The sequence below is a fragment of the Martinezella sp. CNPSo 3890 genome (genome assembly GCF_057784455.1).
Map to the genome: position 1 here is coordinate 139,929 of NZ_JBXSOR010000013.1, position 22,279 is coordinate 162,207.

The following is a 22,279-nucleotide window of genomic DNA, read 5'->3' on the forward strand; positions in this document are numbered from 1 at the left end:
GCAGTGAAAATAAGTGAAACGACTCCCGGGCTGCTAGCCCCGGGGCGTCCTGCCCATCGGATAGAATTCCAGGCCTCTCCCGGAGAGCGTCACCCGATGCGACGTCAATTTTCCTTGGTGGCAACGATGTCAAAGTCGATGCCGACCGGAAGGGCAACGTATTGACCTGAATTCCATGGCCCCCGGCCGACGCCGAATTCGGTCCTGACAATGTCTGCGTGGCCAACGGCGTGGGCGATTGAAGAGTCGATCTTGACCGTGAATGGCAAGACCACCGGCTTGGTGACGCCCTTGAGGGTCAGATTTCCCGCCGCCTCGAAAGAGTCACCACCTTTGCCGGTCACGGACGTCGTCTCGAAAGTCGCCGTTGATGAGTTAGCAACGTCAAGCCAGTCGGCACCCGGGAGAGTGGCGTCGCGTTGTGGGTCTCCGGTCGAGACGCTCGAGAGGTCGACGGTGATCTTTATTTTGGCTCCCTCTGGGTGAGAAGGATCGAAGCCAATTGCTGCGTCGAAGCGGGAGAATGTGCCTTTGAAGGATGCGCCCGTCTGCTGGCCCGAAAAGCTTAGGGTGCTCTTGCCTGCGTCAACTTTCCATGTCGGCGCCTCGGCATTGGCAGTCGCTGCGGAGACCACTATGGCTGCAGCCACAACGGCTGTAGGCCATTTTAGCAACGCTTTCATGACGTCTGGTCCTTGGTGCGGGCGTTCAGTCTCCTTTCGGTCCTATCTGGAAGCATCCGGAGGAGCACGTCATCCCTGATGATGAAATGATGGCGAAGCGCTGCGACCGCATGCACACTTACAAGAGCGATGAGCGCGTATGCCGCGTAGGCGTGGACGACCTTGAGTGCGGCTTCGACAGGAGCCTTGTCGGCGAGCGCCGAGAACATTGGAAGCTCTGGCCAAGGAACGAGGCCAAACAGCACGGTCGGGATCGCGAATACGGAACTCGACACCATTGCCCATCCCGTCAGGGGCAGACCGAATAGGAAGAGATAAAGCATGACGTGTCCGCCATGGGCAGCGGCCTTTTCGAGCCTTGGCATCTCCGAAGGAAGATCTGGTGGCTGATGTGTAAGCCGCCAGATCAGGCGGAGCACCGCAGCCAGCAGTACCGTTATCCCGATGGATTTATGGAGTTGATAGATCTGGAACAGGCGCATGGGATCCAGTTTCCCATGGACCATCACCAGTCCCATGATCGCAAGGGCCGCGATTCCGAGAGCCATAACCCAGTGAAGGATGATGGCGACCGTCGTATAGCGGCTGCTGGTCCGGCGGCTCATCGGTTTAAGGCTGTTGAACGAACGCGCCGGCGATGCGCAATGTGATGTTGTCTGCCAGAACCGGAAGCGCCTGCGTGATTCCAAAGTCGCCACGCTTGAACGCGCCGGTCGCCTCGAAGCCGACGGTGGTCGACTTGTCGACCGGACTGGTACCCGCTCCAACGAGATGAGCCTTCAGCGTCACCGGCTTCGTCACACCATGCAGTGTCAAGTCGCCGACGATTGTCGCCGAGTCTTCGCCGGATTTCGTCATGGTGGTCGATACGAACCTCGCGTTCGGGTACTTGGCGGCGTCGAGCCAGTTCGCACCCTTAAGCTCCTCCGTCAGCGCCGGGACGGTTGTGAGGATCGTATCAACGGGGATGGTAACGTCGAGCTTGGCAGAGGAAGGCTTTTGGGCGTCGAGGGCAAGCGATCCAGAAGCTCCGGAGAAAAAGCCCGAAAAGTCGGTGAACCCGAAATGGGATATGGAGAAAATCACCTGCGTATGTGCCGGTTCGACGGCGTATGCGCCCGTCTTCACCTCTTTCGGATTTTTCGAGACTGTCTGCTCGGCCATAGCGCCAGATGTAAGCGATGCGACGAGGCAGCCTGTCGCGGTGGCGGCGAGGAGGTAGTTCTTCATGCTGGGTTCCTTAATGTGATTGCGGCCGTCCTTAACGCCAGGAGGGGGACCACCGAGGACGGGTTAGATCGCCCTCGATGGCGAACGGTACACTGGGTCGCGTTTTTATTGGCTCAGGCTGCGAGTTGGGCGATCTGGGCGTTTGCGTTGGCGATGGCGGCTGCCTTTGCCTCCTCGCCCATTGCCAGGCCCTCGGCGCGAATGACCGTCACGTCGGTGAGACCGATGAAGGCAAGTACACCGCGCAGATAGGTTTCGTGGTGCTCAAGGGCCGCCGCCGGGCTGTCGCCGGTGTAGACGCCGCCGCGCGATGAGGCGATGTAGACCTTCTTGCCCTGAGGGATGAGCCCTTCGGGGCCGTTCGCCCCGTATTGGAAGGTCCGACCGGCGACGCAGACGCGATCGATCCAGCCTTTGAGCTGGCTTGGGACAGAGAAGTTGTACATGGGTGCCCCGATCACAATGACGTCGGCTGCAAAGAGATCATCGATATAAGCACTGCCGGCCGCAAGATCTGCGCCGAGGCCCGGATCGGTTACCTGTCCACCCTGCAAAGCCGCCATGTGCCTGTCGGACAGATGCAAACCGGCGTCTACAACCAGGTCGCGATAGATCACGTGGGCGCCTGCGTGAAGTTCCTTCTGGCGCGTGACGACGGCTGACGAGAGCGAACGGCTGACGGAGTAGCCGCCGAGAATACTCGAGTCGATGTGGAGGATGTTCATGTGGACTGGGTCCTTCTGGTTTCCGGGCGGAGCTGATGACTTTTTTGCGAGGAATTTTTTCAAGAGGTGAAACATGACGGCGAAGCTGTCACATCGCCTCCTCCCTGGAAAGCCGAGATGTTCTGGGATATAGTATCAATAAAACTGGGAGATCGGATGGAAGGATGGATGCCAGTGCCCTTGCACGGATCTGACGTGTCGCCGCGGTCAGATGCTTCCCAGGATGGAGTTGCATCGGGTTTCCTCGGTCAGCTAGTACAGATCATGTGAGGTAAAAATGCTCGACGGAGTATCACTTGACCAGCTTCGAATGTTCCTGGCCGCAGTCGAGGAGGGTAGCTTTTCGGCTGCTGCGCGAAAGGTGTTTCGGACGCAATCTGCTGTCAGCGGCGCAGTAGCGAACCTGGAGGCGTTCATAGGCGTGCCGCTGTTTGACAGAAATGGTCGGTATCCAAAGCTGACGCCGGCTGGAAATGTCTTGCTTGTCGATGCCCGCGCGGCGATCTCTGCCGTCGATGGCTTGAAAGCGCGCGCGAAAGGCATTGCGGGAGGTCTGGAAGCGGAGCTGTCGGTCGTTGTCGATGTATTTCTCCCGCTCACAGAGATCGCTCAAGCTGCGCGAGAATTCAAAGCAATGTTTCCAAACACGCCGCTGCGGCTTTATACCGAGGCGCTGGGGGGTACGATCCAGCCAATATTGGACGGTCGTGCCACGGTCGGACTTGTGGCGTCGCATCCGATCGTTCCGAGCGGCATCGCGAAGGAGCAAGTCGCTGAAATCGCCTTTGCCATGGTGGCGGCTTCGGATCATCCGCTTGCCAAACTACACGGTGTAATTCCAGCTGAAGAGTTGGCGCGGCATACCCAGCTGGTTTTGACGGATCGGACCGACCTCTCCGAGGGTCGCGAATCCGGTATTATGTCACCTGTCACCTGGCGACTGGCCGATCTATCAGCGAAGCATGCCTTCATTCTCAGCGGACTTGGTTGGGGCGGCATGCCGCTGCATGCTGTACAAGAGGATATCGACGTAGGGCGCTTGGTTGAGCTACGCATCGAGGACGTGCCCTATGGTGGGATTGCCCTGCCGATCCACGCCATCTATCGCGAAACACATCCACCGGGTCCGGCGGGAAGATGGATAATTGAACGCATGAAAAGGTCTCTGAACGCCAAGGGAGAGATTTCTGCCGTTGCTGCTGAATAGATTTGTCAGGCATTGTCTGGCGTGCGCAATGGGCCACGGGAAGGGCGTCTGGCCGTTTGTCAGCCGTAGGATTACTGCCCATTCCTTCGGACCCTGCGGCCTCTCCGCCCTGACGCAGGTATGCTCTGATATTTGCGTCCGCGATTGGCGGTTCACGCGGGTTTTCTAGGGGATAATGTCGAGGCGCATGCAATCCCTTTTTCAGTGGGTGACGAAATCGACGGCCGGCTGATCAGGTAAAATTCCCGATGTTGACACTGTCCATCTGCGGCTTATATTGACAGTGTCCATATTCAAAGGATCGTCTTGGCTTATCATCATCGCGACCTGCGCCACGCGCTCGTGAATGCAGCGATTGAAATCGTCACCGAAGAGCAGGCATGGGAGTTCTCCCTGCGGGAAGTTGCGCGGCGTGCCGGCGTGTCGCATAATGCGCCGTATAATCATTTTCCTGACAAACGCGCGCTGCTGGCGGAGGTCGCTGCAAGTGGCTTCCGGCTCTTGCAACAGCATCTTTCTAAAGCGATAGCTGGCGAGGCGGACCCAGAACAGGCGCTGTTCCGCCTGGCCAATGCCTATGTCCGTTTTGCAAACGGCAACCCGGCTCTTTATCGTTTGATGTTCGGCCCGATGCTTGCGGACGGACCTCACCAAAGGCCGGATGTTACGATAGAAGCCGGTGCGGAGGCAAAGACGGTGTTGGTCGGCCTCTTAAAGCGCGGTGGGGCGGCGGCTGTATTTTCGTTCGACGCGGACGATGAAGAAGGATTGGAAGCCGTACATCTGACCGTATGGGCGGCGCTGCATGGCCTAGCTTCGCTCATGGTCGATCGGAAAGCGGAGACAAGGTTGCCGGAAGCCAAGTTGGCCGACTTAGTCATCACTCTTCTCTTGGACGGCCTGGCAAAAACCCCAAATTTGAGAGCATCAAGATAATGGCTGAAACCCTTTCAGGAATGGAACTGCGCTCGACCATCACGTCGGACGCCTGGTTGGAACTCGCTTTAATCACACAAGAGGCGACCCTTCCGGAGGCTGGCGAGGTACTGGTGCGGATCGACGCTGCGCCAATCAACCCGGCAGATCTCCTTGTGATGTTCGGTCCTGCGGATCCCGCCTCCTTTGAGTTTCTGGAACGAGACGGGAAGGCGCTCGTCAGGGCCAAAGTCCCAACGGAAAAGTTGGCGAGCGTGGCCGCAAGGCTTGATCAACCCCTCGCGGTTGGCAATGAAGGCGCCGGCGTCGTCGTCCAGGCCGGGGCCGGGGCCGAGCATCTGTTAGGCCGCTCGGTCGCCCTACGAGACCGCATGTTTGCCGAATATCGCACGACAAAGCTAAGCGATTGTGTCGTGCTGCCAACCGGATTGGCCCCTCGGGATGGTGCGTCCGCATCGATCAACCCAATGACCGCTCTTTGCATGGTCGACACCATGAAACGCGAAGGACATTCCGCAATTGTTCATACGGCAGCCGCATCCAGCCTTGGTCAGATGCTCAACCGCCTATGCGTGGCCGATGGCATTCCGCTCGTCAACATCGTTCGCAGTGACGAGCAAGTGGTGCTGCTTCAAGAGGCGGGCGCCACCCATGTCGTGAGTTCCGCGTGGAACGACTTCCCTGCCCGATTGCTTGAGGCGATCGAACAGACGAACGCCACTCTTGCCTTCGATGCGATCGGCGGCGGCACGATGGCGTCCGATATCCTTCATGCGATGGAGATCGCGCAATCACGCAAATCGGCACATTTCAGCCGGTACGGATCGCCCGTTCATAAGCAAGTCTACGTTTACGGCATGCTTGATCCCAGTGATCGAGTGTTGAGACCCAACATCGGCACAGCGTGGAGCGTTGGTGGATGGCTGATGAGCTGGCATATCGAGAAGATCGGCGCGAACGCCACCGATGCGCTGCGTTCGCGTATGTTGGGCGAGTTGACGACTACATTCCGGACGGACTACGCGGCGGAGATTGCGCTTGCAGATATATTGAACCAGAGCGAGATCGCTCGATACCGGCGGCCGGCTACCGGCAAAAAATTTCTCGTCGTTTAAGGAGATACTGATCTTCGTTAACCGGAGTAGCAACCTCATCATAGGTCGTTTCGCGTTCTGAGCGAGATAGCAATCATCGCGGCACGTCGATGGCAAACGCGCCAATCCGCGGTGCCATAGGCAACGAAGTGATTGGCTGGCGATCGCGCGTAAGCGAAAGTCGGCCGACTTGCCAGTGCCTCAACCCCTTACGATACTGGGCGTCCCGGATGTGGAGGTGGTTGGATCATTCCGTCGTATCCGTGGCAGCCGCTTGAGTCTACGTCTTGAACATAGGAAGATCTACCCTGCGAAACCCGTGACGCGGGGACCATCTGTCGACCGCAGAGCGAATTTAATGCACACTAAAATGCCGCTCGCGGACGTCACCATGCGCTCTTGCTGGAATTCGAGCAGAGAACACCCTAGTCACCAATCATATCAATGAAAATTCCTGCTCTTCACCTTCAACGTATCGATATGAAGGTCAGGCACGAACATGTCGCGTGGGGTTACAACCGGCTTCGGTTTATCCCGTGGATCCGGACCTGCCCCATGGGAAAACTCATCGCCGCGCCCGGTCGGCAGCCTGAACTCCGTATCCCTATCGGCCAGCCCGACGAGATCACCTGAGAGGTCGAACAGTTGATGTGCGACGAGATGGACAACCTCCCCTTCCCGCTGGATGCGGCCGTTGATCGCCATCATCGACGATCCCAGCACGATGCGCCTGCGCTTCTCGAATAATGTCGGCCACACAACGACGTTGGCCGGTCCCGTCTCGTCCTCGATGGTGATGAACATCACACCCTTGGCCGACCCTGGCTTTTGCCGCACCAGCACGAGCCCCGCCGTGTAAACCCACCGGCCGTCCCGAGCACTCATAGCCTCTGCACAAGTGATGATGTTTCGCTCCGAGAGATCCTTGCGCAGGAAGGCAACAGGATGCTGGCGCAGCGTCAGCCCGGTATGGCTGTAGTCCTCTATGACGTTGTGTCCGTCGGTCATTTGCCGAAGCGCCACCTCTGGCTCCTGCTGCTCCGCAATCGCCGTCGCTTCGCGCTCGGCCGCGGCGGCAAACAGGGGCAAGGGCTCGTCGCGCAGCGCCTTGATCGCCCAGAGCGCATCGCGTCGTTCGAGTTTCAGCGAGGCTAAAAACGCATCGGCCTCTGCCAGCTGGACAAGCGCTTCCGTCGGAACACTGGACCGCCGCCACATGTCATCGACAGAGGCGAACGGGCTGTTCATGCGGGCCGCGACGATGCGAGCTGCATCCGCGGCCGCCAGCCCCTTGACCTGGCGAAACCCAAGTCGCACGGCATGCCGATCACTGCTGCCGATCCTTTCCAGCGTGCAGTCCCAGCGCGAGCGGTTGACACACACCGGCCGCACCTCAACGCCATGCTTGATCGCATCGCCAACAATCTGGGCAGGCGCATAAAAACCCATGGGCTGACTGTTGAGAAGGGCTACGCAAAACACATCCGGATAGTGGCACTTGATGTAGTTCGAGGCATAGGCAATCAGCGCGAAGGAGGCGGCATGGCTTTCCGGAAAGCCGTAGGAGCCAAAACCTTCGAGTTGCGAGAAGGTCTTTTCGGCGAACTCGGGCGAATATCCGTTCTTGACCATCCCCGAAACCAGCTTGTCCTTGAAGCGCGAGACGCCGCCAGTGAACTTGAAGGTCGCCATGGATTTGCGCAGCTGGTCGGCCTCGCCACCGGAAAAGCCGGCGCAGACCATGGCGACGCGCATCGCCGACTCTTGAAACAGCGGCACGCCGAGCGTCTTGCCAAGCACCGCCTCCAGCTCCGGCGTCGGATAGACGACGTCTTCCTTGCCCTCACGCCGGCGGAGATAGGGATGCACCATGTCACCCTGGATTGGGCCCGGCCGCACGATCGCCACCTGCACGACGAGATCGTAGAAGGTGCGTGGCTTTAACCGCGGCAGCATCGCCATCTGCGCGCGGCTTTCGATCTGGAAGGTACCAAGCGTGTCCGCCTTGCGGATCATCTCGTAGGTGGCGGGATCCTCTTGGCGGATCGTCGCAAGATCGATCGCCTCGCCTTTATGCTCCCGGATGAGATCAAAGGCTTTGGCCATGCAGGTGAGCATGCCGAGCGCTAGGACATCCACCTTCATGAATTTCAGTGCCTCGACGTCATCCTTGTCCCATTCGATGATCTGCCGGTCTTTCATCGTCGCCGGTTCGATCGGCACGAGGTCATCAAGCCTATCGTGGGTCAAGACAAAGCCGCCGGGGTGCTGACCGAGATGGCGCGGCGCCCCCATCAGCTGCTGCGCCAGTTTCAGGGTGAGCGCTAAGCGCCGGTCGTCAGGGTTGAGATTGAGCTCGCGGATATTCTGATCCGGGACCTCCTCCGACCAGGACCACATTCCTGACGATAGCGCTTTGATGACATCCTCCGGCAGGCCGAGCGCCTTGCCGACATCGCGGATTGCGCCCTTGGCCCGGTAACGGGTGACGGTCGCGCAGAGTGCCGCCTTGTCCTTGGTATAGGTTTTGTAGATCCACTGTATAACCTCCTCGCGCCGTTCATGCTCGAAGTCGACATCGATGTCAGGCGGCTCGTCGCGTTCCTGGCTGACGAAACGCTCGAAGAGGAGATCATTGGTCGAGGGATCGATCGATGTGATGCCGAGAATATAGCAGACGGCGCTGTTGGCGGCCGATCCCCTGCCCTGACAGAGAATGCCCTGGCTTCTGGCAAAGCGCACGATCGAAAACACGGTCAAAAAGTAAGGTGCATATTTCATGGTGCGGATGAGATCGAGCTCATGCCGCACAGTCTTCAACACATCCAGCGGCAGTCCCTCTGGATAGCGATCCGGCACGCATTCCCAGACATAATGCTCCAACGAGGCCTGGGCATCCTTGCCAGGTACGATGGCTTCCTCCGGATATTGGTAGGTCAGTTCCTCGAGACTAAATTTGCAGCGCCGGACGATCTCCATCGTTCGCGCCAGGGCTTGCTGGTGGCGCGGGAACAGACGCTCCATTTCTTCGGGCGGCTTCAGATAACGATCGGCATGGCGCTCGCGCTCGAAACCGACATCGTCGATCGAGGTGTTGTGCCTGATGCAGGTGACGATGTCCTGCAATTGCCGCCGGCCCGGCTCATGAAACAGCACGTCGTTGGTGACGACGGTCTTCACCTTGAACCGCGCCGCCATGTTGGAAATCTCGTGCAGGCGCATCTGGTCGTTCGGTCGTCGGCGCAGGCAGAGTGAGACATAGGCGCGATCGCCAAACAACCCCGCCATCTTGCGAAGCTGCGCCGCGCATGTGGCATCCGGCAGATCCGGCACGAGAATGCCGATCATGCCGTCGGAATAGGCGATGACGTCATCCCAGTGCAGAATGCAGTTGTTCTTGCCGCCGCGCGACTTGCCGAGCGTGATCAGCCGCGTCAGACGCGAATAGGCGGAACGGTCCGTCGGATAGACCAGCAGAGACATGCCGTCAGCCAGATCGAGACGACAGCCGACGACAAGCCTGACGCCTGTCGCACGCGAGGCTTCCAGTGCCCGGACGATCCCGGCCAGCGAATTGCGATCAACGACGCCGAGTGCCTCGATCCCCAAGATCTTGGCGGTCTCGAACAGCTCTTGCGCCGAGGATGCGCCCCGCAGGAACGAGAAATGGGTCGTGACCTGAAGCTCGGCATAGCTCATGCGAAGATCCCATGCAGGTACCATTGCCGATCGCCCGTCTCTGGATCGACGCCGTCCCCGGAACGGAAAATCCAGTAGCGCTCGCCCGCTTCGTTCTCGACGACATAATAATCGCGGACGGCTTCGAACTCGCTGTCGCGCTTCCACCACTCCCCGAATATGCGCTCTGGCCCATCAGCGCGCACGACATTGTGCCGGCGGCCGCGCCAGGTGATGCTTCGTGGCGGATAGTCGGGCATCAGGGCGATCGCCGTAATGCGGTCGGGCCTGTCGAGCAGTCGAACGGGTCGTTGCCAGTGATGCGTCCAGATCTCACCGAGCGGCTCAGAGGCAGCAGCGACACGCCGGACGCTGCGCTCGGGGACATCCGACGCGACGGGCGTCAAGCGGTAGACGCGCTGGCCGCGGTTTCCAAGGACATCGATAAGAGGCGTGATGTCCGTCGTCTCTTCCTCGACCAATGACGACGAGCGCTGTTCCTCGTCCAGTGCTTCGGACATGACGGCAACGAGCGTTAGCTTCTCGATCCCGAAACCCGGCTCGATCTTCTCCGTCCGATCGCGAAACAGTTTTGTCAGCCATGCGACATCCCGGGCAGGCTTGGCTGTTCCGGCACGGATCGCCTGACGCGTGCCGTCGACCTTGTCAACGATCAGGTCCGTGCGGCGAACGCCGAGGCCACGGCGCTGAAGTTCGCCGACAAGCTGCGTGACGAGCCTTCCAACATATTTGTTGATCGTCTCGGCCGCACCGATTGGCTCGGCGAATGACCGCGACACCTCGATCCACTCGGGCGCTCTTGCCGGCTCGATCGGTTCGGACATGCGGTCAAACATCTGGTCCAGACGGCGCCCGATCTCGGGTCCGAAACGCAATGCCAGCGGGGCACGAGCCGTGTTCGCCAGTTCGCCGATCGTCTGGAAGCCCAGCGTCCTCAAGTCGGCGACGATCTTTTCCGGAAGGCGCAGCAGCGAAAGCGGAAGCTTCTCGACGGCGCGGACCGTGCCGCCCCTCGGCACGATGACGGTCTCCCTCTTGATCGCCCGCGCGCAGGCATGAGCGGCGCCCCAGCTGTCGGCGACGGCGACGCGGGCAGTCAGCTTCCTTCCTAAGAACTGGTTTGCGATCTTCGTCGCCATGGCGAGTTCTCCGCCCTGAAGGTGATCGGCGCCCTCGGTATCCATGACGATGCCATCGATCCCGTCGATGGCGACGATCGGCGAATACACGGTCAATGCCCAAAGGGTGATCCGTTCAAGAGCAGCAGCGTCCGCCGCAGGGTCGGCCTCGACCATCATCAAGTCGCGGAAAATCGCCTGCGCTTTCGCGGCAGGCATCCCTGGCCTCACCCCCGCTTTGCGAGCGGCCGCATCGGCGGCAGCGACCCATCGCTTCGACCCCGACTTGGCGATCACGGCAATGGCCTGTTCAGGCGGAATGGAGGGATCCGCGCGCCGTATTCGATCCGTCGGCAGATCGGGAAGATAAATGGATACGACCCTTGTCATCACACGCTCTCACGAGAAACTCAGCACACTCACCCGCTTTCACGCGCATCAATTCCAGAAACCATTGAGCCCTGCCCACCCCCGGTACCGGCAGTGCCTCCGACGGCATGACGCTGACGCGCCATCTCGTCGTTGACGCCGTCGGCTGGCCAAAATCATTCGCCTCCGTCTGCCGTCTCCAGCGGCGGACGGCGATGGCCATGGTTCCGGTCTTTTCCGCGACGAGCTGGAGACGCCGCGAGGCCGTCATCGGCAGTCGAACGAGTTCTCCGACGACGACGCCTAGGCCGCCGAAGGACAGGCACTCCTCCATGCTCGCCAGGACGTCTTCCTCCTTGTCCCCCTCGACAAACACGACCCGGTCGGGATGAAGGCCGACCTGTGCCAGCGCTGGCATGAAGAGGTCTGGTCTCGTCAGGCACCATGCCACCTGCCCCTTTGTCCGGGAGGCTATTCCAGCGACGAAGAGCGCGGCCGCCGCCCCATCGACGGTGCCTGAGCCGCCACCGGCAAACTCGTGTAGCGCTCCATAAGCAAGGCCACCGCCCGGCAAGACCGCATCGATCTCTGGCACGCCGAAGGGAAGACATCCGGCACGTCTGCCCTGCGCGCCCTCCATCGACGCGATGCGTTCGCGCAAATCACAGATCACCCTCTCGCGGGCAGCAGTCATCATTCACGGCTCCCTTCAAGGTCGCGTTGGCGGTTTCGACATCATGTCGGGCGGCGATATGTTCACTATCTGTTCCGTCAGTGATAAAGAGTCAAGCGGTCCCCGGCCTAGGAATATTTCCCCACCATTAGCGATCCTGAAGATTCCAAACGGAATCAATCGTGTAGAGCTAAAAATTATTTTGACTCATGTTTCTGAGTGCTTAGGCCCTGCCGGTGGATAGCGGGGACAGTCTTCAGATCGTCGTCATGTTCTTAAGCTTTCTGTGCTGCACTCCAAGGCATGATAAAGCCACCCAGATCAAAACCGCTCCTACGTGACAGCGAAGCTCCTCTCCGCTCGAAGCCGCGCAGGAAACGCAATCCGGCGCAGCCACAGCTCCTCTTCGATCCGATGCCCGACCGCGTCGAGCCGGCGCTTGCTGAGCTGAAGGCGAAGCCCCCAAGCGGCGATCAATGGAGCTGGGAGCTGAAATGGGACGGCTATCGCCTGGCGGTCCATATCGAGCCGACAGGGATCCGCATCCTCACTCGCGGCGGCCATGACTGGACGCACCGGTTCCCGGCGATTGCAGAGGGAGCTCACGCGCTCGGGCCGGCAACCATGATCATCGATGGCGAGGCAGTTGTGCTCGACGAAGAAGGCCGGCCGGATTTCGGGTTGCTGCAGCAGTCACTCGGCGTTTCCGGCAAGGCAGCTGGCAATCGTGCCTCCAACGCCGTTCTCTACGCCTTCGATCTTATCTATCTGGACGGCCACGATCTGCGCGGGGTCGAATACCGGTCGCGCCGCCATCTTCTTGAGGACACGTTGAGCGGCTCAGCGGGTGACGTGAATGGAGCCATTCGTCTTTCAGAGACGTTCGACGCAGATCCCACTGTCTTGCTGGAGAACGTCTGTCGCCTCGGCCTCGAAGGCATCGTCGGCAAGCATCTGGATCAGCCCTATCGCTCCGGCCGCACCGGCGACTGGGTAAAGGTCAAATGCGTGCAGAGCGAAGCGTTCATGGTCGTCGGCTATGAGCCTTCTGCGGCTTCACCGGGCGGTTTTGGCTCGCTCGTGCTCGCCGCCTACCGGGACCATGATCTCGTCCATGTCGGGAGCGTTGGCACGGGCTTTAAGGGAGCCGAGGCTATCCGCCTGCGCAAGATGCTGGACAAGCTGCGCTGGAGGCGAAAACAGCCGCCCGTTCCCTATCCCGGGAAAGCCGACATTGTCTGGGTGGAGCCGACGCTGATCGCCGAGATCGAGTTTCGGGCGTGGACCGGCGATGGCAAACTGCGCCATCCATCCTACAAGGGCTTGCGGGAACGTCAGGACAATTCCGACGTTTACAAGCTCGATTAGAGAGCCGGCGCAACACGCCGGTACAAACTGCATTCGGTCGCAACGGAGGGGATTGCTGCCATGTGTAATCTTTATCGGATGGAAGACAAGGACTGGGTCGCGAAATGGGCCCAGGATGCCGAAAGCCTGATCAACCTGATGCCGGCCTATCAGATGAACCCTGACCAGATGGGGCCGATCGTCCGCAACACGGCTAACGGAAAGAAGCAGCTTGTGCATGCGCGATGGGGCCTGCCCTCTCCCCGCTTCGCACTCGAGAAAGGCGCTAAAGCCAAGGCCGAAAAGCTCGCAGCCAAGGGCAAACCCTTCGACCTTGAAGAACTGATCCGCATGGAACCCGACCGCGGCACGACCAACGTCCGCAAGCTGAATTTCCCGCATTGGACGCGGTGGTTCGGTGTCGAAAACAGGTGCTTGGTCCCGGTGACGAGTTTTGCCGAACCGGATCCGACAAGCCAGGAAGCTGGCGGCAAGGTGCCGAATGCGTGGTTTGCCCGGGACGAGGCGAAATCGCTTATGTTCTTCGCCGGCATCCATGTGCCGCAGTGGACGAGCGTCCGCAAAGTCCGGGACGGGCTCACAACCGACGACCTCTATGGCTTTCTGACTACGGATCCCAACGATCTCGTGAAGCCGATCCACGAGAAGGCCATGCCGGTATTGTTGCTGACAAAGGACGAAACCGACATCTGGATGCGGGCGCCATGGGACGAGGCAAGGGAGCTTGCTCGACCACTTCCAAACGATGCGCTGATAATCTTGTCGCGTGAACCGTATGGATCATCGATCGTGTCGAAATCCGGCGAACCGGTGGCGCAAGACAGTCTGTTGTGATTCGCTGGCATTCCAGGCCCCTCTCACTTACTCTTCCGCTTCTTCAACGGTTCGTCTGACAGTTCGATCCATACAGGGGCATGATCGCTTGTGTGCTCCCACCCGCGCACGTGCCGGTCGACCTCTGCCTTCGACAGCCGTGATGCCGCCTCGGGACTCAGCAGGAAGTGGTCGATCCGCAATCCAGCATCGCGGGCATAGGCATTACGAAAATAGTCCCAGAAGGTATAGATGCGTTCGTTTGGATGCAGGTGGCGCAGAGCATCGGTCCAGCCTTGGTCGACAAGGTTCTTATAGGCCTCGCGGACTTCCACGCGAAACAGCGCGTCGTTCGTCCAGCGTTCCGGCTTGTAGACATCGATCTCCGTCGGCATGACATTGTAGTCGCCCGCGAGCACGACCGGAACTTCAAGCTCGAGCAGCTCCGCCGCATAGTCGTGCAGCCTCTTGAACCAGCGGAGTTTGTAATCGAATTTCGGGCCGGGATAAGGATTGCCGTTCGGCAGATAGAGCCCGCCGATGACGATGCCGTCGACGATCGCCTCGATGTAGCGGCTGTGTTCGTCTTCCGGTTCGCTGGGCAGAGCTTTTCTCGTGAGATGAGGCTCCTGACCCTTGGCAAGGATCGCGACGCCGTTCCAGGACTTCTGGCCCTGCCAGACGGCACCATAACCGGCTGCTTCGATCGCCTTTATTGGAAACTTTTCCTGCGGCGCTTTCAGCTCCTGCAGGCAGACGACGTCCGGCACGGCCTCCTCAAGCCATCGGAGGAGGACTTCGAGCCGGCCGTTGACACCGTTGACGTTATAGGTGGCGAGCTTCACGGCCTAGTGTCGGGCGATTTCCGCTTCGACCTTCTTGCGAGAGTTCCCGGCGTTTTTCACGGTCTTCTTCACCGTGTCCTTCGAGACAGCTTCCTTCTTTGCCTCGTAACGGACTTCATGATCCTGTCCGGCCGCGACCTTGGCTCGATCCTGCGCTCTGCCTCGGGATGTGGTTGCCATTTGCAGTCCTCCTAGTAATTTCGGTCACCGGAAAACGAACGCCGATTCAAGAAGTTCCGGCCGCCCGCGGTGCGAACAAGTCAACCATCAAGCCTATATGCTGTCCGCAGCAACGATCGATCCCGCGAAATCGGCAAACGCGCGTGCCTTTGCACCTGCCAGCCTGCCGGTGGCGAACACCGCCCAAAGATCGATCGTCGGAAGTTCCAGTCTTCTAGGACGCGCTGCACCGTGCCCATCGGCCAGTTCCGGCGCAAACATCCAGTCGGAGGCAACCGCGAGGCCTATATGCGACAGGACGGCGGTGCGAACCCGCGGACATGAATTTACGGATGGATAGTGTGCAGCGGTTCCATCGGCGGCGCCTGTTCATTCAGGCACTCTACAAACGGGGCTCTCCAACCTCCAAGAATATCTTCAGAGCTTAGCTTGTTCGACGAAACTAAAACGCAATGCTCTGCCGTCTGCCGCGACTATGGCATCCATCTCCTCTACGAGCGCATCGCGATCATCGACACCGCGCAAGAGACGGCCAGCCAGAGTATCGAAACGTCCGGCAGCGATGTCGGCAATCAACAGCGCAGCCCGTGACGGTTCGATGTTGACACCATCCTCAAAAAGCTTCTGGATTCCGGGCAAGTACGTTTTCCCGGCCTCCGACGATAGCTGCAACTCGGTCATTGCCGTGCGAACAAGACCGGGATCGACGGCGAATGCGCGCACGTCGTTGCCAATGGTTGTGTCGTTCAGACACTCGGTGAGACGCATGATGGCGGCCTTGCTGGACGCGTAGCCAGAGCCGTGAGGAAAGCTGTTGCCCGTTCCGCCACCAACGAGGTTTACGATCCGACCGTTCCCCCGCGCCAACATCATGGGGGCGACCGTGCGGCAGGTGTTGAATGTACCACGAAGATTGATCTCGACATCCCGCCACCAAACAAGGGGATCACAGTCCCAAATAGGACCAAAGCCCTGAAATGAGCCGTGGTTGTTGATGAGAATGTCGATCGGGCCCAATTCGCTCGCAACGCGAGCAAAGGCACTTTCAACGGCGGCAAGGTCAATCAGGTCCGTCGAAACAGCGATCGCTTCACCGCCCGCTTCCTCAATGAGAGAGACTGTTTCCTCAATCTCGGTGGCCGTTCGCGCCAACACGGCGACCTTCGCCCCTTCCCTAGCCTGCTGTAGAGCGATCTCTCGACCTATTCCTCTGCCGCCGCCTGTTACGACGGCGACCATGTTTGAAAGGCGGGCCATGTTTACTCCTACTGCGTTTTAAAAAATCGATCTGGATACACAAAAATATGTGTGCCTCGGCGGCTGATGGCAATGACGGCGGCTCGACTTCGATTTCGCGGTAACGGCCAATTTCAAGGCATCGTATCAGGAGCCGCTGGACGACGCGCTGGCGCATGACCTTCGTCGCTTTCCTTTGCAGTAGATGGAGAAAACATGGAAAATGTGGCAGGTGACGTGAGATGTCTAGTCAAGAAAGCCCGCGAGGTTCCATGTCCGAAGCCGATTGGTTGAGTCATCTCCTGCAAATCGTCAGCGTCACCGGCCAACTCGAGGTCCGGTGTTCATATGGCGCACCATGGCGAGTTGCATGGCCGCGGGCTGCGGCGAATGAGATCCCTTACCACGTGATCGTCAAGGGTCGGGCCATCTTCGAGCATCCGGAGACCAAATCGACGAAAGAACTTTGCGCCGGAGATATCCTATTGCTGCCTCGCGGCGCGGCGCACGTGCTCCATGATGGCAGCGGGGAAACACCCATAGCAACGCGACAGCACCGAGGAACTGCCGGCTGGATGCTGAGCGAGAACGATAGCCACGACGAGCAACTCGATCTTTTGTGCGGCCGATTTTTCATCGCGCCGCCCCATGACCGGCTGATGCGCACGTACCTGCCTACAGATGTGGTGGCGCATGCAATCGACCGTCGTGAAGTGGACGGTGGGGGCTCCGCGGCTGATCAACTGACCAGTCTGGTCGGGTTGATGCGCATGGAGGCGGCCGGCGACCGGGCGGGTGGCCGCGCGGTTTTGAACGCCCTGTCGTCAGTTTTGTTTACCCTTGTGCTCAGAGCGGCAAGTGAATCGGAGAAAGCTCCCGAGGGTCTGTTGGCACTCGCCGGTCATCCAAGACTGGCGCCCGCAGTCACCGCGATGCTCGCCGATCCGGCAAAGCCTTGGAAATTGCCCGATCTGGCAGATCTGTGCGGCATGTCGCGCGCCACGTTCATGCGGCACTTTCAGGACAGGCTGGGCTGTTCCGCGCTAGACCTGTTGACGGATCTGCGCATGAGTCTGGCGGCCAACGAGCTCAAGAAGCCGACGATCAGCACCGAGGCAATCGCCGAAACGGTCGGCTATCAATCCGTTTCGGCATTCCGGCGCGTCTTCGCCGAGAAGATGGGAATGACGCCGGGCGAGTGGCGCCGACTGGCGCAAACCGGTGAAAAGCGCGCCGGGTAGATACGAAATACACGAATGATCCTTTTGAGCATCATATCGAGCTAAATCAGTCTCGATAATATCGCCGTTGCCCGTAAATTGGTTCCCGTTATCACTTGATGAGGGAGCCACCCAATGAACGACATCAACAACGCAATCACCCAGACCGCGCCAACCAACGCCGTCATCGAAAACATCCTGAGCCGCAGTGCCGCAAAGTATTACGACGCCACCGCGACGTTGAGTGACGACAAAATCCGCGATCTGGTGCGCATCGGCACATCGGCGCCGACATCCTTCCACCTGCAGAACTGGCGGTTCATCGCCGTCCGTACACCTGAAGCCAAGGCCCGGCTCCATCCGATCGCGTGGAAGCAGCCCGCGATCCTCGATGCCGCCGTAACTTTTATCATCATCGGCCAGCTTGCCGACGCCAGCACCGTGCCCCAGCGCCTGGCGCCGGTCGTGGAAGCCGGCATCATGCCGGCCCACCTGGTGCCGGAATGGGAAGCGCCCGCCCGCAGCCTCTATGACCATCAGCCGCAGCGGCAACGTGACGAGGCGGTGCGCTCCGCAACCTTCGGCACGGCGGCGATCATCTATGCGGCGCGCTCGCTCGGCCTCGGTTCGACGCCGATGATCGGTTTCGACGCGGAGGCCGTGCATCGCGAATTCGGCCTCGCCGACGATGAAATCCCGGTGATGCTCCTAACCGTCGGGCCCGAGCGGTCCGGCAACTGGCCGCAGAAGCCACGCCTGCCCGTGGCCGACGTCCTGTCCTTCGCATAACCGAAAACTCAATCAACATTTATGGAGACTACCATGACCAGAACCACTGTTCTGACGCCGGAACAGGTGCCGGCTGCATCCAAGGAAACTCTTGATGCCTTCACGAGAAATATCGGCTTCACCCCGAACATGATGGCGGCCTTCGCGCAAAGCCCGATCGCCTTCAACGCATGGGCTGCCTTGCTTGGCTCGCTCAGCAAGACGCTTGACGTGAGGACCCGGGACAGCATCGGCCTTGCTGTCTCCGAAGTGAATGGCTGCAACTATTGTCTCACGGTTCACAGCTTCACCGCCGAACATATGGCCAAGCTGCCAGCCGACGAGATCATTTTGGCTCGCAAGGGCCACGCCACTGACCCGAAGCGGGATGCGGCGGTGCAGTTCGCGCGCAAGGTTATCGAAAGCCGAGGACAAGTCAGCGATGCCGATCTGAAGGTTGTCCGCGATGCCGGGTTCACCGAGGCGAACATCATCGAGATCGTCGCTCTGGTCGCCATGTACACGCTGACGAACCTGTTCAACAACGTTTTCGATCCGGACAAAGATTTCCCCGCCGTGACCCCGGCCGGCGCGATCTGAGTCTCGTCTCTCGCAACCTCATGAAGCTGTTGGGATCAATCCCATGAACATTCTCCACATCGATAGCAGTCCGCGCCAGCAATCACATAGCCGTCAGCTTTCGGCGGCCATCGTCGAAAAGCTTCTTGAGGTTGCGCCTGGCGCGGATATCATCCGGCGTGACCTTGGCGCCGATCCCCTACCTCAGACCGTAGCCCTTTATGCCGCCGCACTGGCGTCGCCGGCTACTTTGGCGGCCCCGCCGGCCGGGTCGCTCGATCTTTCCGAACAGCTTATCCGGGAACTCGAAGCGGCGGATGCGGTCGTCATCGGAACGCCGATGCACAATCTGACCATTCCCTCGGTCCTCAAGGCCTGGATCGACCAAATCCTGCGCGTCGGCCGCACGATGAAATCGACTCCGGCGGGAAAGGTCGGACTGCTCAATGACCGTCCTGTGTTTGTCGGGGTCGCTTCAGGCGCCTTCTACACCGGCGAGCGCGCCAACCAACCGGATTTTCTGACACCCTACCTGTCCCTGTCGCTGAGCTCGATCGGCCTGAAGACGCAGCAATTCTTTCCGCTGCAAGGCACCGCGTTCCTCGACTGGGAGCACGCGGCAGCGGCCCGGCAGGCGCTTCTCGCCGCCCTCGATTTGTCAGTCTTGCCGGGTCCCGGAGTCATCCAAACGAAGATTGTGCTGCCAGCGGAAGCCGACGGACGATAGCCGAAGTTGCGTTCCTCGTCAGCACGCTGGCGGCCCGGACATCTCAACCATTCCGCCCCGACGGGGCACCGAGGAGGCCTTTAGATGCGTGAAACAACACTACCCCTTCCGCAAATCGGTGACAGGATCACCGAACGAACGGCTCCACCGGACGACGCCGCTCTCCGTGCGTGGATCGGACCAGAGGGGTTCGCCCGTTGGTCCGAGCTACGGACCTGGATCGACGAATTCTACCCGGGCGTTTTTGTCCCGGACTGGCTTTACGGTGGCAAGAACCGCGGCTGGTCCTTGCGCTACAAGAAAGCCAAGGCCTTCACCACTCTTGTCCCGGAGTACAAACGGCTTTCGGCCCTCGTGGTCATGGGCCGGGCGGAGCGAGAGAAATTCGAGGAGCGGCGCTATGCCTGGCGGCCTGAACTGGTCACCCTCTACGACAACGCCAAAACCTATATCGACGGAAAATGGCTGACGCTTCCCATCTCGGATGGAAGCGATCTGCAGGATGTCAAAGATCTCCTGCTGATGAAGCGCCCGCCGGTATCGAACGTGTGATTTCCAAATATCGCGGCTCGTCCGTCGGCATCCAATCAAGCAAGCCACAGTCGAGCGGCAGCTGCCTGCACGAGGCCGATATTGGCTCGTGGTCCCCAATTCATCTTCCAACGCAACGGAAATAAGGAGTAGGTCCCATGAAAGCGATTGTAGCAACCAACCCGGAGACAGGGCTTGCCGGTTTAAGACTGGTGGAACGTCCTGAGCCGACGGCCGCCATCAACGATGTCGTTGTCAGGGTTCATGCGGCGGGGTTCGTCAATACCGAACTCGAATGGCCGTCCACCTGGACCGATCGCACCGCGCATGATCGGACGCCGGCAATCCTTGGTCATGAGGTGGCTGGCGTGGTCACGGCTTTGGGTTATGGCACCACGGGACTGTCGATCGGCCAGCGGGTATTCGGCCTGGCGGACTGGTATCGCGACGGCACACTCGCCGAGTATGTCTCCATGGAAGCGCGCAATCTGGCGCCGCTGCCGGGCGATGTCGATTTCACCGTCGGTGCCAGCCTGCCGATTTCCGGGCTGACAGCATGGCAGGGTCTGTTCCAGCATGGCCGACTTCAAGCGGCGCAAACTGTTCTGGCGCATGGCGCCGCCGGCGCCGTCGGCGCGATCGTGACGCAGCTTGCAAAAGAAGCCGGCGCCTATGTCATCGGTACCGGGCGCACTGCCGACCGTCAAAAGGTTCTCGACTTTGGGGCGAAAGAATTCGTCGATCTTGCAAACGACAGGCTCGAGGACATAGGCGGCGTGGACTTGGTCTTCGACGTCATCGGCGGCGAGATCCAGAAGCGGTCAGCGGCGCTGCTTCGGGCCGGCGGAACGCTTGTGACCGCCGTCGGGCCAACCGATGTTCGGCCTGCAAACGGATCCACGGTTGATTTCGTGGTAGAGGCAGATCGAAACCAACTGTTCGAGATCGTTCAGCGGGTCCGCGATGGCAGACTACGTACAAATGTCGGCAAGATCACAACTTTGACCGATGCTGTCGCCGCGCTGACCTCAACAGAACGGCGCGCAGGGAAAACCGTCATCCGCGTTCTGGCCTGATCGATGCCGCGTCTGGGGCGGCCAGCAATTCTGAGCGCCCCAGTCGCCTGGAAGGGTATCGGACCGGCCGCGCCCTAATCGCCAAGCCAAAATGCGCTGAATACTATTTCGGCGGTTGTAATTCGGTCGCCGCCCTTTGCGGTGTTGCAGCCTGCCTTTGAAGGTTGGGCCAGTTCCGATCAAACTCAACCACTGGACGGAATTGACTTGATCGCCCAGTCTACGAAAGCCCGCAACTTCGGAAGCCGTATCCGTTGGCCGGGATAAACGATGTGCATAGGCCGATCGCCCGATGCAAACTCTCTCAGGATCGGAACGAGCCGACCGGTTTCAAGATAGCGCGCAACCGCTAACTCGCTCGCCCGGATGATCCCGCCGCCGGCAAGTGCAGCTTCGACAAGGGCGTGACCGTTGTTAACAGTCAGTCGGGTATTAGGCTGGACCTGCCGTTCTTCGCCATTTGCTTCTGTAAACGTCCAATTGGAGGGCGCCGGGTAGTTATGAAATTCGTAATCGACGCAGGTGTGATGAAGCAGATCGTCCAGGACCCGCGGCACGCCGTACCTTTCGAGATAATCGGGCGAAGCGCATGTGACGAGGCGAAACGGCGTCAGCGGCCGCGCGATAAGCCCCGAATCCGGCAGCTTCCCGATCCGGATGCATACATCGAAATTTTCGGCCACGAGGTCGACAACCCTGTCATCAAGCACCAGTTCGATCGTGACCTCGGGGTACATCGTTAGGAATTCCGGCAGCTTGGGCGTCAGCACGGCGGCGCCGATCTCGACAGGGGCTGTTATCCGAAGCGTTCCTCGGGGATCCCGCGCCGTCTCGGCGACGATCGCGTCGGCTGCGTCCACGGCTTCCACCGCACGCTTGCACCCTTCGAGATAAAGTCGTCCGGCCTCGGTCAGTGTTTGAGCACGGGTTGTTCGTGTGAGCAGTGGCACGCCGAGAGATTGCTCCAGTTCTCCAACGTGGCGCCCGATCATCTGAGACGACACCGCCAGCGCCGCACCGGCTGCTGAAAATGAGCCAAGCTCCGCCGTTTTGACGAAAGCAATCATCTTTGTCAGCCGATCGGCCATCTTCTAAATCCCCGGAAACAGGCCCTCTCTGCGAGCACAGGCGATCGTGGCAAAGCGCACGGCCGCCTCCTCTTGCTGATGTTTCATATCGAGCAAGGAGGCGCCCGTGAAGCG

At 59.8% G+C, this 22,279-nt stretch carries 21 protein-coding genes and 1 pseudogene; 10 read left to right on the forward strand and 12 right to left on the reverse strand.

Features of this window, described 5'->3' with window-relative positions:
- Positions 1-104 precede the first annotated feature (104 nt).
- The 4 genes from AC13RC_RS25310 to AC13RC_RS25325 all read right to left on the reverse strand — a co-directional run bounded on the left by AC13RC_RS25310 (position 105) and on the right by AC13RC_RS25325 (position 2,638).
- On the reverse strand, positions 105-683 hold the full coding sequence (locus tag AC13RC_RS25310; RefSeq protein WP_488558824.1) for a YceI family protein: 579 nt from the start codon (positions 681-683) through the stop codon (positions 105-107).
- Positions 680-1,288 (reverse strand): cytochrome b, encoded by a 609-nt coding sequence (locus tag AC13RC_RS25315; protein ID WP_488558825.1) that lies wholly within the window; start codon positions 1,286-1,288, stop codon positions 680-682. Before AC13RC_RS25315 ends, AC13RC_RS25310 begins: the two co-directional genes overlap by 4 nt.
- Before the next feature lie 4 nt (positions 1,289-1,292).
- Entirely contained in the window at positions 1,293-1,913 is a 621-nt protein-coding gene (locus AC13RC_RS25320; RefSeq protein WP_488558826.1) for a YceI family protein, read from the reverse strand.
- Positions 1,914-2,026: 113 nt separating this feature from the next.
- The gene (locus AC13RC_RS25325) at positions 2,027-2,638 is read right to left on the reverse strand and encodes an FMN-dependent NADH-azoreductase (protein ID WP_488558827.1); all 612 of its coding nucleotides are present in this window, start codon (positions 2,636-2,638) and stop codon (positions 2,027-2,029) included.
- Positions 2,639-2,915: 277 nt separating this feature from the next.
- On the opposite strand from AC13RC_RS25325, the gene AC13RC_RS25330 reads away from it, so the two are divergent.
- Together AC13RC_RS25330 and AC13RC_RS25335 are read left to right on the forward strand one after the other, a co-directional pair.
- The gene (locus AC13RC_RS25330) at positions 2,916-3,845 is read left to right on the forward strand and encodes a LysR family transcriptional regulator (protein ID WP_488558828.1); all 930 of its coding nucleotides are present in this window, start codon (positions 2,916-2,918) and stop codon (positions 3,843-3,845) included.
- Between the two features lie 306 nt (positions 3,846-4,151).
- Positions 4,152-4,781 carry a TetR/AcrR family transcriptional regulator gene (locus AC13RC_RS25335; RefSeq protein WP_488558829.1) on the forward strand — a complete coding sequence of 210 codons (630 nt, stop codon included), beginning with the start codon at positions 4,152-4,154 and terminating at the stop codon, positions 4,779-4,781.
- 1,535 nt (positions 4,782-6,316) lie between these two features.
- Here the strand turns inward: AC13RC_RS25335 and AC13RC_RS25340 are convergent.
- The 3 genes from AC13RC_RS25340 to AC13RC_RS25350 are packed head-to-tail and all read right to left on the reverse strand — an operon-like array spanning position 6,317 to position 11,755.
- Complete coding sequence (locus AC13RC_RS25340; protein WP_488558830.1) at positions 6,317-9,574, reverse strand: error-prone DNA polymerase; 3,258 nt, start codon at positions 9,572-9,574, stop codon at positions 6,317-6,319.
- Positions 9,571-11,082, reverse strand: a complete 1,512-nt coding sequence (locus AC13RC_RS25345; RefSeq protein WP_488558831.1) for a Y-family DNA polymerase — start codon at positions 11,080-11,082, stop codon at positions 9,571-9,573. The genes AC13RC_RS25340 and AC13RC_RS25345 overlap by 4 nt, the downstream gene beginning before the upstream one ends.
- Positions 11,003-11,755: an ImuA family protein gene (locus AC13RC_RS25350; RefSeq protein ID WP_488558887.1), complete on the reverse strand. Its 753-nt coding sequence runs from the start codon at positions 11,753-11,755 to the stop codon at positions 11,003-11,005. The genes AC13RC_RS25345 and AC13RC_RS25350 overlap by 80 nt, the downstream gene beginning before the upstream one ends.
- A 282-nt stretch (positions 11,756-12,037) precedes the next feature.
- On the opposite strand from AC13RC_RS25350, the gene ligD reads away from it, so the two are divergent.
- Positions 12,038-13,102, forward strand: a complete 1,065-nt coding sequence (gene ligD / locus AC13RC_RS25355; protein WP_488558832.1) for a non-homologous end-joining DNA ligase — start codon at positions 12,038-12,040, stop codon at positions 13,100-13,102.
- Positions 13,103-13,162: 60 nt separating this feature from the next.
- Positions 13,163-13,936: an SOS response-associated peptidase family protein gene (locus AC13RC_RS25360; protein ID WP_488558833.1), complete on the forward strand. Its 774-nt coding sequence runs from the start codon at positions 13,163-13,165 to the stop codon at positions 13,934-13,936.
- Positions 13,937-13,959: 23 nt separating this feature from the next.
- Here AC13RC_RS25360 and xth read toward each other — a convergent pair whose 3' ends face one another.
- The 4 genes and pseudogenes from xth to AC13RC_RS25380 all read right to left on the reverse strand — a co-directional run bounded on the left by xth (position 13,960) and on the right by AC13RC_RS25380 (position 16,197).
- Positions 13,960-14,760 (reverse strand): exodeoxyribonuclease III, encoded by an 801-nt coding sequence (gene xth, locus AC13RC_RS25365; RefSeq protein ID WP_488558834.1) that lies wholly within the window; start codon positions 14,758-14,760, stop codon positions 13,960-13,962.
- A gap of 3 nt (positions 14,761-14,763) precedes the next feature.
- Complete coding sequence (locus AC13RC_RS25370) at positions 14,764-14,940, reverse strand: DUF3606 domain-containing protein (RefSeq protein ID WP_488558835.1); 177 nt, start codon at positions 14,938-14,940, stop codon at positions 14,764-14,766.
- A gap of 93 nt (positions 14,941-15,033) precedes the next feature.
- A pseudogene (locus tag AC13RC_RS25375) lies at positions 15,034-15,270 on the reverse strand (LysR substrate-binding domain-containing protein); the annotation flags it as partial.
- 87 nt (positions 15,271-15,357) lie between these two features.
- Entirely contained in the window at positions 15,358-16,197 is an 840-nt protein-coding gene (locus AC13RC_RS25380) for an SDR family NAD(P)-dependent oxidoreductase (RefSeq protein WP_488558836.1), read from the reverse strand.
- A 251-nt stretch (positions 16,198-16,448) separates the two neighbouring features.
- Here AC13RC_RS25380 and AC13RC_RS25385 point away from each other — a divergent pair, with 251 nt between their 5' ends.
- The 6 genes from AC13RC_RS25385 (at position 16,449) to AC13RC_RS25410 (ending at position 21,077) form a co-directional block, all read left to right on the forward strand.
- On the forward strand, positions 16,449-17,417 hold the full coding sequence (locus AC13RC_RS25385) for an AraC family transcriptional regulator (RefSeq protein WP_488558837.1): 969 nt from the start codon (positions 16,449-16,451) through the stop codon (positions 17,415-17,417).
- A 114-nt stretch (positions 17,418-17,531) separates the two neighbouring features.
- Positions 17,532-18,185 (forward strand): nitroreductase family protein, encoded by a 654-nt coding sequence (locus AC13RC_RS25390; RefSeq protein ID WP_488558838.1) that lies wholly within the window; start codon positions 17,532-17,534, stop codon positions 18,183-18,185.
- 33 nt (positions 18,186-18,218) lie between these two features.
- On the forward strand, positions 18,219-18,764 hold the full coding sequence (locus AC13RC_RS25395; RefSeq protein ID WP_488558839.1) for a carboxymuconolactone decarboxylase family protein: 546 nt from the start codon (positions 18,219-18,221) through the stop codon (positions 18,762-18,764).
- A gap of 43 nt (positions 18,765-18,807) precedes the next feature.
- Positions 18,808-19,470, forward strand: coding sequence for an FMN-dependent NADH-azoreductase (locus tag AC13RC_RS25400; RefSeq protein ID WP_488558840.1), 663 nt, complete (start codon positions 18,808-18,810; stop codon positions 19,468-19,470).
- Between the two features lie 84 nt (positions 19,471-19,554).
- Positions 19,555-20,022, forward strand: a complete 468-nt coding sequence (locus AC13RC_RS25405; RefSeq protein WP_488558841.1) for a DUF3788 domain-containing protein — start codon at positions 19,555-19,557, stop codon at positions 20,020-20,022.
- Positions 20,023-20,159: 137 nt separating this feature from the next.
- Positions 20,160-21,077, forward strand: coding sequence for an NADP-dependent oxidoreductase (locus AC13RC_RS25410; protein WP_488558842.1), 918 nt, complete (start codon positions 20,160-20,162; stop codon positions 21,075-21,077).
- Positions 21,078-21,262: 185 nt separating this feature from the next.
- Here the strand turns inward: AC13RC_RS25410 and AC13RC_RS25415 are convergent, their stop codons facing one another.
- Entirely contained in the window at positions 21,263-22,165 is a 903-nt protein-coding gene (locus AC13RC_RS25415) for a LysR family transcriptional regulator (protein WP_488558843.1), read from the reverse strand.
- Between the last annotated feature and the right edge of the window lie 114 nt (positions 22,166-22,279).

What these genes read in the sequence shown, in the direction of transcription:
- AC13RC_RS25310 (WP_488558824.1), bottom strand. Translation starts at nt 683, where the DNA reads ATGAAAGCGTTGCTAAAATGGCCTACAGCCGTTGTGGCTGCAGCCATA.
- AC13RC_RS25410 (WP_488558842.1), top strand. Translation starts at nt 20,160, where the DNA reads ATGAAAGCGATTGTAGCAACCAACCCGGAGACAGGGCTTGCCGGTTTA.
- AC13RC_RS25345 (WP_488558831.1), bottom strand. Translation starts at nt 11,082, where the DNA reads ATGACAAGGGTCGTATCCATTTATCTTCCCGATCTGCCGACGGATCGA.
- AC13RC_RS25415 (WP_488558843.1), bottom strand. Translation starts at nt 22,165, where the DNA reads ATGGCCGATCGGCTGACAAAGATGATTGCTTTCGTCAAAACGGCGGAG.
- AC13RC_RS25395 (WP_488558839.1), top strand. Translation starts at nt 18,219, where the DNA reads ATGACCAGAACCACTGTTCTGACGCCGGAACAGGTGCCGGCTGCATCC.
- AC13RC_RS25320 (WP_488558826.1), bottom strand. Translation starts at nt 1,913, where the DNA reads ATGAAGAACTACCTCCTCGCCGCCACCGCGACAGGCTGCCTCGTCGCA.
- AC13RC_RS25390 (WP_488558838.1), top strand. Translation starts at nt 17,532, where the DNA reads ATGAACGACATCAACAACGCAATCACCCAGACCGCGCCAACCAACGCC.
- AC13RC_RS25340 (WP_488558830.1), bottom strand. Translation starts at nt 9,574, where the DNA reads ATGAGCTATGCCGAGCTTCAGGTCACGACCCATTTCTCGTTCCTGCGG.
- AC13RC_RS25370 (WP_488558835.1), bottom strand. Translation starts at nt 14,940, where the DNA reads ATGGCAACCACATCCCGAGGCAGAGCGCAGGATCGAGCCAAGGTCGCG.
- AC13RC_RS25380 (WP_488558836.1), bottom strand. Translation starts at nt 16,197, where the DNA reads ATGGCCCGCCTTTCAAACATGGTCGCCGTCGTAACAGGCGGCGGCAGA.
- AC13RC_RS25315 (WP_488558825.1), bottom strand. Translation starts at nt 1,288, where the DNA reads ATGAGCCGCCGGACCAGCAGCCGCTATACGACGGTCGCCATCATCCTT.
- ligD (WP_488558832.1), top strand. Translation starts at nt 12,038, where the DNA reads ATGATAAAGCCACCCAGATCAAAACCGCTCCTACGTGACAGCGAAGCT.
- AC13RC_RS25350 (WP_488558887.1), bottom strand. Translation starts at nt 11,755, where the DNA reads ATGACTGCTGCCCGCGAGAGGGTGATCTGTGATTTGCGCGAACGCATC.
- AC13RC_RS25325 (WP_488558827.1), bottom strand. Translation starts at nt 2,638, where the DNA reads ATGAACATCCTCCACATCGACTCGAGTATTCTCGGCGGCTACTCCGTC.
- AC13RC_RS25330 (WP_488558828.1), top strand. Translation starts at nt 2,916, where the DNA reads ATGCTCGACGGAGTATCACTTGACCAGCTTCGAATGTTCCTGGCCGCA.
- AC13RC_RS25400 (WP_488558840.1), top strand. Translation starts at nt 18,808, where the DNA reads ATGAACATTCTCCACATCGATAGCAGTCCGCGCCAGCAATCACATAGC.
- AC13RC_RS25385 (WP_488558837.1), top strand. Translation starts at nt 16,449, where the DNA reads ATGTCCGAAGCCGATTGGTTGAGTCATCTCCTGCAAATCGTCAGCGTC.
- AC13RC_RS25360 (WP_488558833.1), top strand. Translation starts at nt 13,163, where the DNA reads ATGTGTAATCTTTATCGGATGGAAGACAAGGACTGGGTCGCGAAATGG.
- AC13RC_RS25405 (WP_488558841.1), top strand. Translation starts at nt 19,555, where the DNA reads ATGCGTGAAACAACACTACCCCTTCCGCAAATCGGTGACAGGATCACC.